The 17402-nt window shown below is 74.1% G+C and carries 14 protein-coding genes; 7 read left to right on the forward strand and 7 right to left on the reverse strand.

Going from position 1 to position 17402, the window contains the following annotated elements; genetic code table 11:
- Positions 1-670: 670 nt before the first annotated feature.
- From ACIBM5_RS09445 to ACIBM5_RS09470, 6 genes are all read right to left on the reverse strand, one after another.
- Positions 671-1390: a class I SAM-dependent methyltransferase gene (locus ACIBM5_RS09445; RefSeq protein WP_396006230.1), complete on the reverse strand. Its 720-nt coding sequence runs from the start codon at positions 1388-1390 to the stop codon at positions 671-673.
- Positions 1387-2769 (reverse strand): condensation protein, encoded by a 1383-nt coding sequence (locus ACIBM5_RS09450; RefSeq protein ID WP_396006231.1) that lies wholly within the window; start codon positions 2767-2769, stop codon positions 1387-1389. The genes ACIBM5_RS09445 and ACIBM5_RS09450 overlap by 4 nt, the downstream gene beginning before the upstream one ends.
- Positions 2766-7313: an alpha-(1->3)-arabinofuranosyltransferase family protein gene (locus ACIBM5_RS09455; protein ID WP_396006232.1), complete on the reverse strand. Its 4548-nt coding sequence runs from the start codon at positions 7311-7313 to the stop codon at positions 2766-2768. The genes ACIBM5_RS09450 and ACIBM5_RS09455 overlap by 4 nt, the downstream gene beginning before the upstream one ends.
- Positions 7314-7401: 88 nt before the next feature.
- On the reverse strand, positions 7402-8127 hold the full coding sequence (locus ACIBM5_RS09460) for a class I SAM-dependent methyltransferase (protein WP_396006233.1): 726 nt from the start codon (positions 8125-8127) through the stop codon (positions 7402-7404).
- A gap of 4 nt (positions 8128-8131) precedes the next feature.
- On the reverse strand, positions 8132-9295 hold the full coding sequence (locus tag ACIBM5_RS09465) for a glycosyltransferase family 4 protein (protein WP_396006234.1): 1164 nt from the start codon (positions 9293-9295) through the stop codon (positions 8132-8134).
- A gap of 154 nt (positions 9296-9449) precedes the next feature.
- A complete protein-coding gene (locus ACIBM5_RS09470) occupies positions 9450-10538 on the reverse strand; it encodes a DUF3068 domain-containing protein (RefSeq protein WP_396006235.1) in 1089 nt (362 codons plus the stop codon).
- Between the two features lie 331 nt (positions 10539-10869).
- Here ACIBM5_RS09470 and ACIBM5_RS09475 point away from each other — a divergent pair, with 331 nt between their 5' ends.
- Both ACIBM5_RS09475 and ACIBM5_RS09480 read left to right on the forward strand, forming a co-directional pair.
- Complete coding sequence (locus tag ACIBM5_RS09475) at positions 10870-11034, forward strand: hypothetical protein (protein WP_391583917.1); 165 nt, start codon at positions 10870-10872, stop codon at positions 11032-11034.
- Between the two features lie 89 nt (positions 11035-11123).
- Positions 11124-12338, forward strand: a complete 1215-nt coding sequence (locus ACIBM5_RS09480; RefSeq protein WP_396006236.1) for a helix-turn-helix domain-containing protein — start codon at positions 11124-11126, stop codon at positions 12336-12338.
- Between the two features lie 51 nt (positions 12339-12389).
- Here the strand turns inward: ACIBM5_RS09480 and ACIBM5_RS09485 are convergent, their stop codons facing one another.
- The gene (locus tag ACIBM5_RS09485) at positions 12390-12680 is read right to left on the reverse strand and encodes a hypothetical protein (protein WP_396006237.1); all 291 of its coding nucleotides are present in this window, start codon (positions 12678-12680) and stop codon (positions 12390-12392) included.
- A 267-nt stretch (positions 12681-12947) separates the two neighbouring features.
- Here ACIBM5_RS09485 and ACIBM5_RS09490 point away from each other — a divergent pair, with 267 nt between their 5' ends.
- The 5 genes from ACIBM5_RS09490 to accB all read left to right on the forward strand — a co-directional run bounded on the left by ACIBM5_RS09490 (position 12948) and on the right by accB (position 17399).
- On the forward strand, positions 12948-13160 hold the full coding sequence (locus ACIBM5_RS09490) for a DUF5999 family protein (RefSeq protein ID WP_396006238.1): 213 nt from the start codon (positions 12948-12950) through the stop codon (positions 13158-13160).
- Positions 13161-13313: 153 nt separating this feature from the next.
- On the forward strand, positions 13314-14426 hold the full coding sequence (locus ACIBM5_RS09495) for a type III polyketide synthase (RefSeq protein ID WP_396006239.1): 1113 nt from the start codon (positions 13314-13316) through the stop codon (positions 14424-14426).
- A complete protein-coding gene (locus ACIBM5_RS09500) occupies positions 14411-14968 on the forward strand; it encodes a cupin domain-containing protein (protein ID WP_396006240.1) in 558 nt (185 codons plus the stop codon). Before ACIBM5_RS09495 ends, ACIBM5_RS09500 begins: the two co-directional genes overlap by 16 nt.
- Positions 14965-16824: an acetyl-CoA carboxylase, carboxyltransferase subunit beta gene (accD, locus tag ACIBM5_RS09505; RefSeq protein ID WP_396006241.1), complete on the forward strand. Its 1860-nt coding sequence runs from the start codon at positions 14965-14967 to the stop codon at positions 16822-16824. Before ACIBM5_RS09500 ends, accD begins: the two co-directional genes overlap by 4 nt.
- Complete coding sequence (gene accB / locus ACIBM5_RS09510; protein ID WP_396006242.1) at positions 16821-17399, forward strand: acetyl-CoA carboxylase biotin carboxyl carrier protein; 579 nt, start codon at positions 16821-16823, stop codon at positions 17397-17399. Before accD ends, accB begins: the two co-directional genes overlap by 4 nt.
- Positions 17400-17402: the final 3 nt, after the last annotated feature.

The following is a 17402-nucleotide window of genomic DNA, read 5'->3' on the forward strand; positions in this document are numbered from 1 at the left end:
AGGTCGAGGGCCGTGGCGCCGATGCCGTGCCGGCCGAGCCGGCCGGAGATGCCCTTGATCGCCAGCGAACTCACCCCGTACAGCAGGCCCATCGCGACGCCGTAGGCCACGCCGGTGGCGGGTGGGCCGCCGGGGGTGCGAGCGCGCCGGTCCGCGGCGCGGTACAGCCACAGGCCGGCCGCGAGAGCCGGCAGGCAGACCGCCAGGAACCGGCCGAGGGGGGCATGTTCGCCGACCGGATCGGCATCTCGCAACGAGGCGACGATCATCGCCAGTGCGGCGAGCACGGCCAGTACGCCCGCGCGTTCCCGGCCGCCGGGACGCTCGCCCAGCACCGCCGAGGACAGCAGGAGCAGCAGGACCAGGCCCGCGACGAACAGGCCCTGCGCCGCGGCGATGGGCAGCGTGCGGTAGACGGCGAGCTGGGCGAGGAAGCCGGCGGCCAGCGCCAGCGAGCCGGCCGACCACAGCGGGCTGCCCAGGAGCAGGCGCAGCAGTCGGAGCGGTCGGCCGACCGACAGCGCCGGCAGATCGCCCAACGCCCGCTTCTGCAGCACGAATCCGGTGCTGTAGAGCACGTTGGCCACCAGCGCCGCGGCCACTCCCCACCACATGGTCAGCACCCCGCCGGGCGCCGCAACGGGGTGAGCGCTGTGGGTCCGGACACGGCCTAGACCCGCCGGGCGTGCACGAGCAGGATCGAGGCGAACGAGGGGGTCAGGCACGCCGCCCGGTCCAGTGGCCTGAGCACCCGTGGCACGCCGTGGAACGGCGCACCGGCCGTGCGGACCACCTCGAAGCCCGACGCGGTGAGGAAGTCGCGCAGCGCGCGAGCGGTGTACAGCCGCAGGTGGCCGACCACCTGCGAGCCGGGTCGGCCGTGGATGCCGCGCAGGCTGACCTCGGAGAAGACCGGTTGCACGCCCGCGAGCAGCAACGCGCGGTTGTACCAGGCGGCCAGGTTCGGCGTGGAGAGCATCAGGTGGCCGCGCGGCTTGAGCACCCGGCGCAGTTCGTCCAGTGCGGCATCGGGATTCACGAGGTGTTCGAGCACCTCGCCGAACAGCACCGCGTCCACGCTCGCGTCGGCCAACGGCAGCCCTTCATCGGTCAGTTCGCCGCGGACCAGGTGCTTCATGCGAGTGCTCGCCCGGCGCAACGCCTCCTGCGACCAGTCGATGCCGATCAGGGTGTGGCCGGCCGGCATCGGGCCCGCGATCGAGGCCGCCGAGCCGTCGCCGCAGCCGACGTCGACCACCAGGGCCGGGTCGGGGCCGAGGGCGCGGGCCAGCATCGCGGCCTGGCGTCGGCTGCGCTCGGAGCCGGAGGCGACCGGTACCGCCGGGTCCTCGTAGAACTCGCGCAGCCGGGCCGAGCGGGTGGCGGTCATCGTGAACCACCTTCGTGGGGGACCGGGGCGGCGACCGGGGCGGCGGCGAGGGCGGCGGCCGAGACGATGTCGAGGTATTCCGCGAAGAAGCCGTACAGCCGCTGTCCGGCCGCGTCGTCGAGCAGTGCGCGGGACCAGCGCAGTCCCACGTACAGGCGGCCCGCGATGCCGGTCGTGGTGATCGTCAGGCCCCGGGGCATGCGGGTGGGCGCGGTGAACCAGACCGCCTCCGCCCGGCCCGCGTCGCCGAAGTCCAGCGGATAGGGGATCCGTCCGAGATTGCTGAGCAGTGTCGTCGAGGTCCAGGGTGCGAGTGCGCGACCGAGGCCGCGGGTGATCGCGGCCCGCAGCTCGACCGGGAGGACCGGGGCGGCGAGCAGGGCCACGCCGCGACCGAGTGCGGGACCCGGCGTGGCCCTGAGCCGCCTGGTCCGGCAGGCCGTGCGGCGAAGCAGTCCGACGATCGCCTCCGGGCTGGGTTCGGGCGCGTACTCGCCCACGCCGAACGCGACTTCGACCAGTCGGGTGCCGTTGCCGATGGGCATGTCGACGCCTCGGGGGCGGTCGTCGACCGGCATGGTGATCCGGATCGGCCGGGCCGGTGCGCCGTGCAGCCGGTTCCACCGGGCGATGGTCAGGCATGTGGCCACGAGGAGACGGTCGTTGACGGTGTGGTCGGCGTCGGGCGGGCGTGGGTGGACCGGGAGTTCGCCCAGGACGACGCCGTTGCCCCGGCGTTGGTGTGCGAGCGGCGCGGGGGCCGGCGCGACCCGGGTGGAGCGGGCCGGCGGCGGGCCGGGATCCAGCGGCGGCCCCGAGCCGGCGGCGCCGGGCGGGGCGGCCCGGACCGGGGCGGGTTCGGCGCCGGTTCCGCTGTACACCTCGGCGGCGGTGGCCAGGACGCGCAGGAAGGCGGGTCCGTCGAGGGCGGTGTGGTGGATCGTGCACAGCAGTACGCACCCGCCGGAGGTCGCGGACGCGCGGACCACGTCCAGCCGGACCGGCGGGGACAGGGACAGCGGCGGGGCCTCGTCCAGGGCCCTGGCCCGGGCCAGGGCCAACGCGTCCGGCCCGGCCGGCGGGAAGCGGACCGGTTCGACGTCGGGGGCGGCGGTGAGTTCCCATTCGTAGCGCCGCCGGTACCACCGACCGGGGGCCTCGCGGACCAGGATGCGCCCGTGTCGGCGCAGCGCGGTGCCGAACGCGGTGCGCAGTCGGGCCGGATCCGGCTGTCCGGGCAGCCGGATCTCCATGTGCACCCCGATCGGTTCGCCGGGCCGCTGACCCTGCCGGGACATCTCGTCGACGAGCGGGAACGGGATCCGGGCGAGGGCCGGCTCCGCCGGGAGTCCGGGCCGCGCCGGGCGGGCTGCGGTCATGGTCGGTCGGCCTCCTTGCCGCCGGACGGCGGCGTAGGCAACGGCGCGGTGTCGGCTTCCCGATCCGGGTGGGCCGGCGGGGGCGGGGCGTGGTCGTCCCGGGCTGGGCGGCCCGGTGGCGGCGCGGTGTGGGCGTCCCGCCGCGGGTGGCTCGGCAGGGGTGCCGTGTGGTCGTCCCGCCCCGGGTGGGCGTGCCCCGGCGTCGGTGCTTCGCCGGCCGGGGTTCGGTCGGGCGGCGCCGGTTCGGCCGTCGATACGGGCCCGGCCGCGGACGTCTTCGCCTCGCTCGGCCTCGGTGGTCCCGTGGGCGTAGGTTGTCCGTCCGGTGTCTTCGGGGACGTGGGCCGTGCCCGGCGTGGTGAACGGCCGTGCCGGGGACCGGATGCGCCGGCGGGCAGCCCGCCCGGGTCGGGGCCGCCCGCGGTCACCAGCGCCGCGCACAGCGCGATCAGCGCGAGCAGTTGGGCGGCGGGTCCGAACGCGCCCGCGCCGTCGACCACCGGCTCGTCCGCGCCGACCGCCGCCGCGATCCCGGCGCCGGCCATCGCCACGAGTGCGATCGGGGCGAGCAGCCGGTGACGCAGGTGGGCGGCCACCGCGAGCGCGGGCACCAGCAGCGCCACCGGGCCCGCCACCACGGCGATCACGACGGTGAGCGCGAGCACGCCCAGGATGCGGCCGGGCGGCGGCGGGTCGGCCGGCGCCTCGTCGAGCCCGGCCGGCTCCGATCGCCGGCGTCGCACGAAGGCGAGTGCGATCAGGGCGGCCAGGGCGACCGCGCCGCCGATCAGTCCGGCCCGGTGGATGCCGCCCGGTTCGTAGTCGAGTTCGACGGTGCCGGCCGCGCCGGCGGGCACCAACCAGCCCTGCTGCCAACCGTCGATGCGCACCGGACGCAGTTCCCTGCCGTGCAGCGTGGCCTTCCAACCGGAGTTGTGGTTCTCGTACATCTGGAGATAGGTGGCCTCGCCCGCACCCATCCGCACCGAGCGGTGGTCGCCGCTCCAGTCGGCGGCGGTGGCCGAGCGGGCGGACTGCCGGGCTGTGGCCGGGAGCCGACCTCGGGTCGCGGTGACGTCGGTGATCTCCAGCGGCCCCTGGTTGCCGGCCTCGACCGTGTGCGGTCCCGGAGCCAGCGGCAGGGAGCCGCCGGATGCCTCCGCTGCGCACAACCTCACCGCGACGGGCCGGCGTTCGAGCAGGTCGCGCACCGACCCGGCGGCGCCGGTGGCGTGCAGCACGCCGTCCACCGCCAGCGGGGGCCCCTGCCCGCACGGCAGCGTGAAGCCGAGCGTCGGGTCCGGCGGGCGGGTGCGCAGACCGGCCAGTGCCGGGATGTGGATCTCGCTGAGTCCGACCGGCAGTTGCAGCCGCTTGCCGGCGAGCGGGTTGTGCACGGTCAGCGGTGCGGTCCGGGTGATCGTGACGGTGATGCGGTCGGTGTCGATCGGGTCGAATCGGGCCAGTCCGTTCTCGTCCACGGTGGTGGTCACCGAGCCGTCGGGAGAGCTGATCCGCACCTCCTCCGGTCGGCTGGACAGCCCGCTGGCCGGGCCGAAGACGAGCTGATCGATGATCGTGCGGTCCGGCCAGCTCAGGTGGACCACGGGCCGGTCCCCGGCGATCCATGCGGTGGTCAGGTCGCCGTCCACGAGGTTGCGCGGACTGAGCGAACGGCCGGTGTGCCCGGTCGAGTCGGCGGTGGCGGTGATCCGCTTGGCCTGCTCGGGCGCGGCGCTCAGCACCAGCCGGTCCAGTTCCGGGCCCGGCGTCGCCACGGCGCGGATGTCGAAGGCGAAGTCGCCGGCCTGCGGGGTGCTGAACCGGCGGTGCAGCCCGTCCTCGGCCGCCACCGGGGAGAGCCCGCCGGGGTCGGTGTCGCGGTGCAGCGAGTAGACCGAGGTCTCGGCGCTGCTCCGGTCCGCGTCGGTGGGCAGACGCAGCAGCCGGGAGACCTGTACGCCGGGGATGGCCACCTCGGCGAAGCCCGCGCCGGACAGCCCGGATCGCGCGATCCGCGCGTCCAGAATGGTGACCTCGAGCCACGTGGCCGTCCCCGGGGGCGCCTGCACCGATTGGGCGGTGCCGTCGGGCCGCAGCGTGCTGTCCCTGGCGCCGCGATCGGTCTCGATCCGCACCCGGGTCGGCGCGGCACGCATGCCGTCGCCGGCCAGTGGAGTCAGCGACAGCGACGCGGGGATGTCGGTCGGCGCGGTGAAGGCGACCTTCAGCCACTGGCCGTTCGGCTCGCCGGGACTGCCCTCGGCCCACGCGGTCGCCGGATCGCCGTCGAAGGCGTTCACCGGGTCGAACTGCGGCAGGTGGAAGAGCCAGTTGCCGCTGCTGGACGCGCTCACCGACGCCGCGCCGCGCAACTCGGCGGTGCTCTGGTGGTCGGCTCCGTGGACGGGCAGGATCTGCTTCGGCTTCGTGCCCGCGTTCTGCGTGCTGTCGGAGGGGTTTCGCTCCTTCGCGGTGTACGGGTAGGACGTGTTGGCGTTGATCAGCCCGAAACGGGTGTCCGCGCGGCGCAGTCCGTCCGCGACGAGCCGGATGCCGGGCCGGTCGATGCCCGGGTGGGCGTCGCCGGTGAGCACCGTGGGTCGATCGCGCAGGGTGGGGTCGGCGGACAGTTGCAGCAGTGCCTCCGGGCCGCCGCTGAGCACCGCGGTGTCGGCCACCGCGCGGCTGCCGACCCGGCCGGGCCGCGGGGTGTCCGCGGCCGGCTCGTAGATCTCGACGGCCTGCCGGCGGCTGAACAGGCCCTGTACCTGGACGGGGGTGTCCTCGGGGATCCGGCCGCCGGTGATCAACGGACCGAATCCGGTGACCCGGTGGTAGCCGGAGGTCTCCAGGGTGCGGGTGACGGTGGCCGGCGGGACGTAGCCGATCTGGTCCGGATCCAGGTCGTTGCGCACCACCACCGTGTACAGCCCGGCGCGGGAGAGGAAGTCCCGCAAGCCGGGCACCGTGCCGCCGGTGAGCAGCGCCTGCTCCACCGCGTCGGTCGCCCGCCGCACCCCGGGCGTGCCGAACGGGACGAAGTCCCGCTGCGCCCACGGCGAATCGGCCAGTGGGTCGAGTGGTTCGTCGATCGGGGAGCCCCACGTGTACAGCCCGTGGGCGGTCGCGGGCACCACCAGGGCCCGGCTGTCCGGGGAGTGCTTCTCCAGCCAGTCGGCGGTCTGTCGCCAGTGGTCGGGCAGCCTGGTGAAGGCGCCCGGTTGCAGCACCGTGCCGTTGAGGTACGGCCAGGCCAGGCCGGGCAGGATCAGCAGCGCGGCGATCGCGGGCGTGAACCGGCGGGTCGGCCGGGGCAGGACGGGGTTCCGCTCGCCCACCGTGCCCACCAGGTGGGTCAGGCCGAGCACCAGGGCCAGCGCCAGGCCCGGCTCGAACTTGTAGATGTTGCGGAACGGACGCAGCCACCCGTCGAGCCAGTCCCGGGCGGTGCCGTGGAACGGGGCGCCGAACGAACCGCCGTAGCCGGCCAGGGCGATCAGCGCCACGATCAGCACGGTCAGGGTCAGCCAGCGGCGCTCGGGCAGGTCCCGGCGGGCCAGGCCGGCCAGGCCGAGCGCGGCGGCGAAGGCCGATCCGAGGATGGTCACCACGGCGGTCGCCACGGTCCACCCGGCGGGCAGCCACGGCTCGCCGAAGTGGAGATAGGCGACCCAGTCGCCCGCACCGCGCAGCAGTTCGGTCGCGGACATCGTGCCGGTGGTGGTCTCGGCCTGCTCGATGTAGGGCAGGAAGTTCTCGCCGTAGATGCCGAGCAGCAGCAGCGGGACCACCCACCACGCGGTGGCGAGCAGCAGACCGGGGACCCACCAGCCGATCAGCGCCCACTTGCGCGGCCCGGCCGGGCGGGTGAGCAGGTACAGCCCGACCGGCAGCAGCGCGGCCAGGGTCGAGGCGGCGTTGACGCCGCCCATGAACGGGATGAGCAGCGCCGAACGCGCGGCCGCCGTCCGCGGGTTCAATCGCGGCGAGGTCAGCGGCAGAAGTACCCACGGCAACAGCGCACCGGGCAGCACCGCGGCCGAGGTGGACCCGATCACGATGGTGAAGGTCGGCCACAGCGCGTAGGCCACCGCACCGAGCAGCCGACTGCGCGCGGTGCCCACGCGCAACCGCTCGGCCAGCCGCAACGCGCCCCAGAAGGCGGTGCTGACGATCAGCGAGAGCCACAGGCGTTCGGCGAGCCAGATCGGCAGGTGGATCAGATCGGCCAGCGCGTAGTAGGGCAGGATCGGGAAGGCGTAACCCACGTACTGGTCGGCGAGGCCGCCGAAGCCGCCCCGGTCGTGCCACAGACTGCCCAGGTCGCCGATGAATTTCCACGGGTCGGTGACCACGCCGAGCTTGGTCTCGAACGTCATCCGGCCCGGTGCCTTGGCCAGGAACGCGACGAAGACGACCGCCCAGAACGCCGGCAGCCAGATCCGCCGGCGCGGTCGGTCGGCCGGTGGTTCGGCCGGCGGCGCCTCGGCGGGCGGCCGACCGGGTCGGGCCGGAGGGAGGGACAGGGTCGTATCGGTCACGAGTGCCTCCTGCGGAGCGCGCGCGATGCCCGGGCGCCGGGATGCCGGCGGGCGGGACCGACGGGTGCGTCGGGCGATGGCGCCGCCGTCACGGGCACCGCCGAAGAATGAGGAGCAGATTCCAGGTGAGGACCTCACGCAGGCCGGGAACGCGGGTGACCGCCCCGGGCAGCACGGGCCAGTAGCGGGAGCGGGCCGAGACCACCACCACGTCCGGGCGGGCCCGGACGTGCCGCAGCGTGGGCCCGATGTGCACGGCGAACAGGTTCTCGCCCAGGGTGTGCTTGGCGGCACGGCCGGTGCGCCGGGTGTACCGGGCCCGGGCGCGCTCGGCGCCCAGGTAGTGCCAGGGCGCCCACTCGTGCCCGCCCCACGGGGAGTACCAGTTGGTGAAGGCGACGTAGATCAACCCGCCAGGGCGGGTGACCCGGACCAGTTCGCTCAGGAAGGTCTGCGGATCCGCGACGTGCTCCAGCACATTGGACGAGAAGCACACGTCGGCCACGCCGTCGGCCAGCGGCAGCAGGTAGCCGTCGGCCAGTACCGCGCCCCGGGGCGGCGTGCCGCGCGGCGCCAGTTCCCGCGGATTCGGTTCGAAGAGGTATCCGTGGGCTCCGCGCCGGCGGAACTCCCGGGTGAAGTGCCCGTTGCCGCCGCCCACGTCCACCACCACCCGGCCGCGTACCCGGACATGCCGCTCGACCTGGTCGGCGGCGTCGCGAGCGAGCAGCCCGTAGCACCGGTCCGGGTCGTGCCGCTCCTGCCGGAAGGCCCGAAGGAGCGCGATCGACCGGCGCAGCGACGGGTCCTTCACGCGATCACCACGCGGTGTCGCCGCCGGCGCCCGGAGCGGACGCGGCCTCGGCGGCCACGGCCCGGAACCGGCGCACCGTGGCGGTCCAGCGAAACCGGCCGGCCCGCAGCCCGGCGGCGGCGCTCATCGCCGCGCATCGCCCGGGACTGAGCGCCAGGGTGCACCACGCGGCGGCGAACGAACTCTCGCCCCGGGCCAGGACCCCGGTGACGCCGTCGTCGATCGAGTCGCGCAGACCGGGGATGTCGAACCCGATCGCCGGGGTGTGCCGGGCCGCGGCCTCGGTCACCACCAGCCCCCAGCCCTCGACCACCGAGGGATGCAGCAACAGCCAGGCAGAGCACAACAATCGGTGCTTCTCGGCCTCGGAGACCCGGCCGGTGAACAGCACGCCGGGCCCGGCGAGGGCGCGCAGCCGGTCGCCCTCGGGGCCGTCGCCGACGATGACCAGTCGACCACCGGTCACCGGCCGGACCCGCTCCCACAGGCGCAGCAGCAGGTCGATGCGTTTGTACTCGACCAGCCGGCCCACCGCCACGAACAGCGGCTCCGGCGACTTGGCGACCCGCGGCCCGGGTTCCTCGACGCCGTTGTGCACCACGCGGATCCGGTCGGGCGGGACCCCGATCGCGCGCAGTGCGGCGGCGGTCGAGCCGGACACCGCGACGATCAGGTTGCCTCGATGCGCGCCGGCCAGCCCCCAGCGCTCCAGCCGCCGGCCCAGCCGCGCGGCCGGCCCCGGAAACCGCATTCCCCACAGGTCGGTATGGACATGGTTGACCAGGCACAGGGTGGGGCCGCGGTGCCACAGCGGGCTCAGGTAGGGCACGCCGTTGCAGACCTCGACGAGCAGGTCGCAGCCGCCGACGCGGCGATCGAGGGCACGGTGGGCGCGCAGGTAGTGGTCGGTGTCGCCGCCGACCGAGACCACGCGGTAGTCGCGGTCGGCGGCGGGCCCACCGCACAGCAGGGTCACCTGGTGGCCGTGGGCGGTGAGTCCGTCGGCCAGTCGGTCGACCAGCAGTTCGGAGCCGCCCGCGGCCGGGTTGGCCAGGTCGCGACGGGCCAGGAAGACGATCCGGCGAGGCTGGGGGGACCGGTCGGGCGGCGGTTCGGATGGTGTCGAGCGGGGCGTCGGACGCAGCGCGGGAGGCACGTGCCGGGGCATGAGAGCTCCAACTCGTATCGGGCCTGGATCGAACGCGGGTCGAGTGCATGGGAAGTGCGGGATGTGCGGGGTGAGTTCGTAGTTTTCGCCACCCCCGTGTGCCGCGGCTACTCACGCAGGTGACAACTTTGCCGCCGCGATCACCGACGAACCTTCAGTTCGATGCCGGCCGCCCGGAGTCGCCCCGCCCGGCAGCCCTTTGGCGCAGCCGCGGCAACCGACGGGTGCGCACCCGCGCGCCCCGATCGGCGGCCGCGTCGGCGACCGGTTCGGCGACCGGTTCGACTTCGGGGGAGCCGCGCCGTGGTCCGCGGACCACCAACAGCACTCCGAGCGCGGTGAGTACGGCCCCCGCGCTGCCCGCGGCGATCGGCGCGGTCTCGCCGACCAACACCAGCTTGGCGCCGTCCCGCCGCGCCGCATCGACCTGGCGGCGCCGGGTTTCGGGCGTGAAGCGGATCTCGGAACTGTCCAGCAGTACCACCGAAGCCGAACTCGCGCCGGGTGCCCGCAGGGTCTTGCGCGGGGCGATGCGGGCATCGACGACCCGGCCCGTACGCGGGTCGACGACCAGATCGACACCGGCATTGGCGTACCACTCCTCGGCGAGCACCTGCGGTTGCGCGACGCCGACCAGGGCGCCCGGCACCTGTCGGCCGCCGATCCGGGTGTCCGCCACGGTGCCGGTGAAGCGATAGCCGCGGTGTCCGCGCACCTTCACCGTGCCGCGGTAGTCCAGCGGGATCGCCGCCCCCAATGTCTCGTCCCACCAGCGGTATCGCCGCTTCTCCAGATCGAACGGGAACTTCAGGAACGCCTCGCCCCGGAACGCCGGCGTCTCTCCGCAGCAGTGCACCGGAGCATTGGTACGCCGGTCGGTCACCCAGCGGGCCACCGTCCACTGGTAGGACCGACGCGGGTCGTGCTCGGCCAGGGTGGCCGGGGTGTCGATCGTCGTCGACACGTCCCACACCGCCCGGCCGCTGCGCTCGGCCTCCGCGACATTGCCCACCACCCGGCGGGTCACGGTGAGCGTCTCGCCGTGCACCGGCCGCAGCGCGGTGGTGTCGAAATAGCTCCCGGTACCGGCGAACACCACGGTGTCGTCGATGTCGAGAGGGGTGCGCTCGGCCTGCGGCTCGACGTACCAGGCCAGCATCGCGGCCAGCACGAGCAGGAAGACTCCGGCTCCGAGCACGGCCAGGGACGGAATCGGGGAACGGGAGGAAAAGGTGCGGCGCATCCGGCACTCCTGACGGCAAAGGCCCAGGGCCTGTCTTCGATCCCACGCCGAGCACCGCGACGCCCGGCACCGCACCTCGCCACCCCGGTGAACCGCCCGAATGGAACCACTGTGCGAGCGCTTCCCCGGCGCGCCGATGCACGGCACCGGACGCCGCGGAGCCAGACGCGAGATCGAAGACAGGCCCGAGCGGACGTGCACGTCTGTCTCAGGCCGGGAACCGTAGGCGCACCCTTGACGGAGTGTCAATACGGCTCGCACACTGTGTTCACCACGGAGCCGGTGCATGGGATTGGGCGGGGTGCCCTCCGATCGAGAGGCTCGTCGAAGCATGCACAGACTGCTCGCCGCCGCGCTGACCGTGATCCTCGCCGCCGCCCTCGCCGTCGGTGCCGCGTTCGGCATCGTCGCCGCGTTGCACAAGACCCCCGAGCAACCCAACGTCCCGCTCGTGTCGTTTCGCACCGATCCCACCGCGCCGAACCCACAGCCCTGATGCCGACCCCGCATGCCGGGAAACGGGTCCGACCACGCGTCCACGCCCCGGGCACGGGCGCGGGCCACCCGCCGCGAGGGAGAGGCGACATGACGGTGCGCACCGCATGGCGGGACGTACCCCGGCCGCAACTGCGCCGGTTCGCCGATCTGGCCCTGGCCGAGATCCCCGACCTGGCGCAGGGCATCCTGCGCGACATCCGGGTCGAGTACCCCACACTCCCGCTGATCCCGGACGAGTCCGGCGAACCGATGGCCCTGGTCGCCATCCGACGCGCGCTGGCCGACTTCGTCTCACACCTGCTCGACACCGACGACCGGCAGCACGAACGTCTGGAACTGTTCGAGATGTTCGGCCGCGCCGAGGTGCTCCAGGGGCGCAGCCTGGACTCGTTGCAGGCGGTCTACCGGCTCGGCGTGCGCCTCGCGTGGCGGCGGCTGGCCGAGATCGGCCAACAGGTGGAGATCCCGCCGCCCGCCATGTACGAACTCGCCGAGGCGGGCTTCGAATACCTCGACGGCCTGGTCGCCCAGTCCGTGCACGGTTACGCCGAGGCCGCGGCCCGCCAGGTGGGCGAACGCCTGTGGGCGCAGAAGCGGTTGATCAAGCTGATGCTCACCGAGTACGGCACCGAACCGGCGGGCGCGCTCGCCGAACACGCCGCCCGGATCGGCTGGCCACTGCCCGAACAGGTCGCCGTGGGCGTGCTGTTGCGACCCGCGCCGGACGCGGTCGCGCCGGCGGTGGGCCGGGACGTGCTCCTGGACATGGAGTGCGAACGACCCCGGATGATCCTGCCCGACCCGGACGCGGCCGGGCGTTCCGACCTGCTGCGCCGGGCGATGGCGGGTTGGTCGGGCGCGATCGGGCCGGCCGTGCCTCTGGCCGACGCGGCCAAGTCGCTGCACTGGGCCTGCACCGCACTGCGCCTGATGGAGCGCGGGCAACTGCCCGACGGGCGGGTGATCCGCTGCACCGAACACACCGAGGCGCTGGTGTTGTTGCCGCCGGAGGAGCTGATCGAGGACCTCGCCCGCCGCTGCCTGGCGCCGCTGGACAACTGCGCGCCCGCACACTCGCGTCGGCTGGCCGAAACCCTGCTCGCCTGGTTGGAGACGCGCGGCGGTGCACCGGAGATCGCGGCGCTGCTGGGCGTGCACGCGCAGACCGTGCGCTATCGGCTGCGCCGGATCCGGGAGTTGCTGGGCGACGAGATGGACGAACCGGATCGCCGCTTCGAGTTGGAACTGGTGCTTCGGGCCCGGCGGTTGCGCGAGGACAAGGCGGCGGGGCGGCGGGACTGAGGACGTGGCCGGCCGGGACCGCGGACGTGCCCCACCCCGGACCGGGACACCCTACGGGTGCGCCGATTCGGTCGGTGTCGTCGGCGGCGTCGCGGGCGATGTCGGTGGCGTCCACGGCGTCGGCTGCCGGGTCGGTGACCACTCCCAGCCCTCCGACGGGGGCCGCTCCGGAGTGGACGGCCGCGCGAACGGCCCCATGTGTCGGTTCATCAGGACCAGCATGACCACGACGAAGACCATGGTGATCACGGTCAGTGCCAGACCGATGGGGTTGCGGACGTTGAATACGTAGGGGCTCGGCCCCCACCTGTCCCGCTTGAGGATCGGTTCGTCGTCGTTCACGCCCGGCAGCATATTCCGCACATGTGAGCGAGTGTCCGCGTGGCCGGCCGGGCCGCGCGCGAACGGGATGCCCGACCCGCCCACCTCGACCCCCCACCTCGACCCGCGCCCACCGACCCGGGACATCGGCCGTCGATTCGGGGCCGTGGCCTCATCCGCCCGGGACCGCGGGAGGCGCACGGTTGGCGTGTGACCGAACAACCGACCCACCCCGTGGCGGCTCAACGATCCGCCGCCACCCACGGCACTCCCGGAAGGACCAGGACCATGTGCCGGCACTCTCCCCCCTGTCCCGCCGCATCGGCCTCCGACCACCTCGCGGCACACGTCGTACAGAGCCATCCCGAGCAGGGCTGGAGCCTGCTGTGCAACGGCGTGGTGATCTTCGAGGACACCGGCGCGCTGCTGCCCGACGGTGCGATCGAGGCCCCACACCGGGTGGGCCCGCCCCGGTCGATCCCGGTGCAGGCGGCCCGGTAGCCGAGCGCACCGCACCGATGCCGGTGCCGCGCCCGGCGACGTCCACCCCGCGGTGGCGGCCGGGCGCGGCACCGAAACCACCGAAACCACCGAAGACCGCGGAGAACCGCGTCCGGTTCTCCGCGATTTCGCACCAGGCAAGGAAGACCACTCGTGAGTATTCTGTGCCGGCCCGCCGTGGCCGTCCCCGAGAACGTCATCACCATGGACGAGTCGTTGGAGATCGCCCGCCGACTGCACGCGGACAACCCCCGACTGCCGCTCGCGCTGCGCCTGATCGAGAACACCGGCGTACGCAAGCGACATCTCGTCCAGCCGATCGAGCGCACCCTGCGCCATCCCGGCTTCGAGGCCCGCAACCTCCTCTACCACGAGCAGGCCAGGCTGCGGGTGCCCCCGGTGATCCGCCGGGCACTGGCCAACGCGGAACTGGACGTACGCGACGTGGACCTGCTGATCTACGTCTCGTGTACCGGATTCGGCATGCCGTCGATGACCGCTTGGCTGATCAACGAACTGGGCATGCGCTCCGACACCCGCCAGCTGCCGATCGCCCAGCTCGGCTGTGCGGCCGGCGGCGCCGCGATCAACCGGGCGCACGACTTCTGTACCGCCCATCCCGGCCTCAACGCGCTGATCGTCGCCTGCGAGTTCTGCTCGCTGTGCTACCAGCCCGCCGACGCCGACATCGGCTCGCTGCTCTGCGACGGCCTGTTCGGCGACGCGGTCGCGGCGGCCGTGGTGCGCGGCGCGGGCGGCACCGGCGTCCGGCTCGAACGCAACGCCTCCCACCTGATCCCGCACACCCAGGACTGGATCCGCTACGCGGTCAAGGACACCGGCTTCCACTTCCGGCTGGACAAGCGGGTGCCCGCCACGATGGAGCCACTGGCACCGGTCATCGAGGAACTGGCCGCCCGGCACGCCTGGGACGCCTCGGACCTGGACTTCTACATCGTGCATGCCGGCGGTCCGCGGATCCTGGACGACCTGAGCACGTTCCTCCGCGTCGCCCCCGACGCGTTCCGGCACAGCCGGGCCACCCTCACCGAGTACGGCAACATCGCGAGCGCGGTGGTACTCGACGCCCTGGACCGATTGTTCGCGGCGGGCGGACCGGCCGCCGGCGGACGCGGCATCGTGGCCGGCTTCGGCCCCGGGATCACCGCCGAGATGGCGGTCGGCACCTGGGTCGAATCCGGACCACCGGGCGGCCTCGATCGCCGGTCCACGGACGAGGAGGTGCCGTCATGGTCGACGGCCTGATCATCCCGCCCGGAACGGGCCGGCGGCTGGTGACCGCCGCACACGAGGTCACCTACAAGGTCACCGGCGCGCACGCCCGGCACACCTCGACCTTCGAGGTGGTGGTGCCGCCCGGCTTCGACGTCGGCGCGCACGTGCACGGGCACGGCGAGGAGTTCTTCTACGTACTCGACGGCGAACTCGACGTGCTCGCCTTCGAGCCCCGCCGGCGCACCGCCGACGACTGGCGAACCTGGCGCTCGGAGACCGGCCGGGGACCGGTCCGGGCCGGCGCCGGGAGCTGCATGTTCGTACCGCCCGGATGCCCGCACGCATTCGGCAACCCGACCACGCGACCGGCCCGGATGCTCTTCCAGTCCACACCCGCGCCCGACCACGAACGCTACTTCGAGGAGCTGCTCACCATCTTCGAGAACGGCGAGCGGGTCGACGCGGAGCGGGTGGCCCGACTGCGCCGGGACTACGACATCCACCAGATCACCCCGCTGCGGCACGCCGCCCCGAGCACCGCGCCGCGCGACGAACAGGGGAGAACGCGATGACCACCGCTTCCGGGCCGGCCGCCGACCGGGTGCCGCCGGACTGGCTGATCTGCCCGAGCTGCCGCGCCCTGGTGTACCGCAAACGTTTCGAGCGTGCCGATCGGGTGTGCCCCCGCTGCGGCGCACACACCCCGTTGGACGCGGCCCGGCGGCTGGACGCGCTGCTCGACCCGGGCAGCGCCCGGCCGCTCACCCCGACCCCGACCGTGCAGGACCCGCTGCGCTTCGAGGACCTCCGGCCGTACCCGGACCGGTTGGCCGCCGCCCGTGCGGCCACCGGGCACGACGACGCGGTCCGGGTGGCGCTCGGCACGCTGGCCGGGCATCCGGTGGTGCTGGCCGTGATGGACTTCGCCTTCATGGGCGGCAGCCTGGGGGTGGCCGCCGGGGAGGCGATCGGCACGGCCGCCGACGCCGCGCTGGCCCGGCGGGTGCCGCTGATCGTGGTCACCTCCTCCGGCGGCGCCCGGATGCAGGAGGGCGCGCTGGCCCTGATGCAGATGGCCAAGACCTCGGCGGCGATGGCCGAACTGGACGAGGCGGGACTGCTCACCGTCACCGTCGTCGCCGACCCCACCTATGGCGGCGTGGCCGCCTCGTTCGCCACGCTGGCCGACGTGGTGGTGTGCGAACCGGGCGCGCGGATGGGCTTCGCCGGACCACGCGTGATCGAGCAGACCATCGGGGAGCGGCTGCCGGAGGGGTTCCAGCGGGCGGAGTTCCTGCTTCGGCACGGCCTGGTGGACGCCGTGCGCCCGCGCGGCGAGCTGCGCCGCACGCTCGCGGTGCTCCTGGCCGCGGCGCGCGGGGCCGTCGGGCCGGATCGGGCGGAGGGGAGTGGGCGGCCTGTCCGCGCTGCCGTGCGGTCCGATCGGGCTTCGGCGGCGCCGCCGGCCCGGCCGGATCGGGGGGCGGCGAGCGCGCCGACCCGGGCCTCGGTGTCGGGCGCCGGCGGGCCGGTCGCGGTCCCCGAATCGGGCGCGCCGGCCGTTCGGCCCGCGCACGAGGTGGTCGCCGCCGCGCGGGACCTGGGCCGGCCGACCACGCGGGACCATCTCGCCTACTGGATGGACGCGTTCGTCGAGCTGCGCGGCGACCGGGCGGGCGGCGACTGCCCGGCGATCGTGGGCGGTCTGGGCCTGGTCGAAGGCCGCGCGCTGCTCGTGCTCGGCCACCAGAAGGGCCACACCACCGCCGACCTGGTCCGGGCCAACTTCGCGATGGCCTCACCGGCCGGCTACCGCAAGGTGGTCCGGCTCGCCCGGCTGGCCGAGAAGATCGGTGTGCCGCTGGTGACCCTGATCGACACCCCGGGCGCGCACCCGGGAATCGAGGCCGAACAGCAGGGCCAGGCCGGGGCGATCGCGGAATGCCTGCGCGTGCTCGCCGGACTGCGGGTGCCCGTGGTGGCCGTGGTCACCGGCGAGGGCGGCAGCGGCGGCGCCCTCGCGCTGGGCGTCGCCGACCGGGTGCTGATCAGCGCGAACGCGCTGTACTCGGTGATCAGCCCGGAGGGCTGCGCGGCGATCCTGTGGAAGACCCGCGAGCAGAGCCCGGCAGCGGCCCGGGCGCTCGGTCTGGACGCCGGTTCACTGCTCGAACTCGGCGTGGTGGACCGGGTGATCGCCGAACCCGAGGGCGGTGCCCAGGCCGATCCGGCCGCCGCGAGCCTGGCCCTGCGGGACGCGGTCCTGGAGACGGTCGCCGAGCTTGCGACGGTCGAACCGGCCGAGCGCGTGGTGCTGCGGCGACGACGCTTTCGCGCCTTCGGACTCCCCGCGGCGCCGGCCGCGGAGGTCGACGGGCTCGACCGCGACCGGGCGGACGCGCACGACTACGAGGAGGAATCGGCATGAGCGGCATCGACGACCGAGGCCGGGCGGCCACCCTGGCCGTCCTGTGCACCACGTTGGGCCAGGTGCTGAGCGAGGCCCCGCGACCGCCCACGCAGATCGTGCTGCGATCCGGAGGGGAGAGCATCGAGGTCGCCTGGTCGCCCACCCCGGGGCAGCCGCCGATCCCGGCCGCCACCCCGCCCGGGCCCGAGGCCGGGCCCGAGGCCGGGCCCGCACCCTCCCCGCCGCCGGCCGCCGCACCCGCGGGCCACCTGGTCCGCGCGCCGCTGGTCGGCACCCTCTACCGCGCGCCGGAACCGGGAGCGGCACCGTTCGTCGAGGTCGGCGACACGGTCCGGGCCGGCCAACAGGTGGCCATCATCGAGGCGATGAAGCTGATGAACCCGATCGAGGCGGACCGCGACGGTCGGGTGGCGGCGGTGCTGGTCGACAACGGCCAGGGCGTCGAGTACGACCAACCGCTGCTCGAACTCGACCCCGATCCCACCACCGATCCCGACGCCGGATCCGCTGCCGATCCGGCCGCCGGCCCCGGCCGCCCCGGCTCCGGCCCCCACTCCGATTCGGCGAGGTGAGCT

This window comes from Embleya sp. NPDC050493, assembly GCF_044458105.1.
In the GTDB taxonomy this organism is placed as follows: Bacteria; Actinomycetota; Actinomycetes; order Streptomycetales; family Streptomycetaceae; genus Embleya.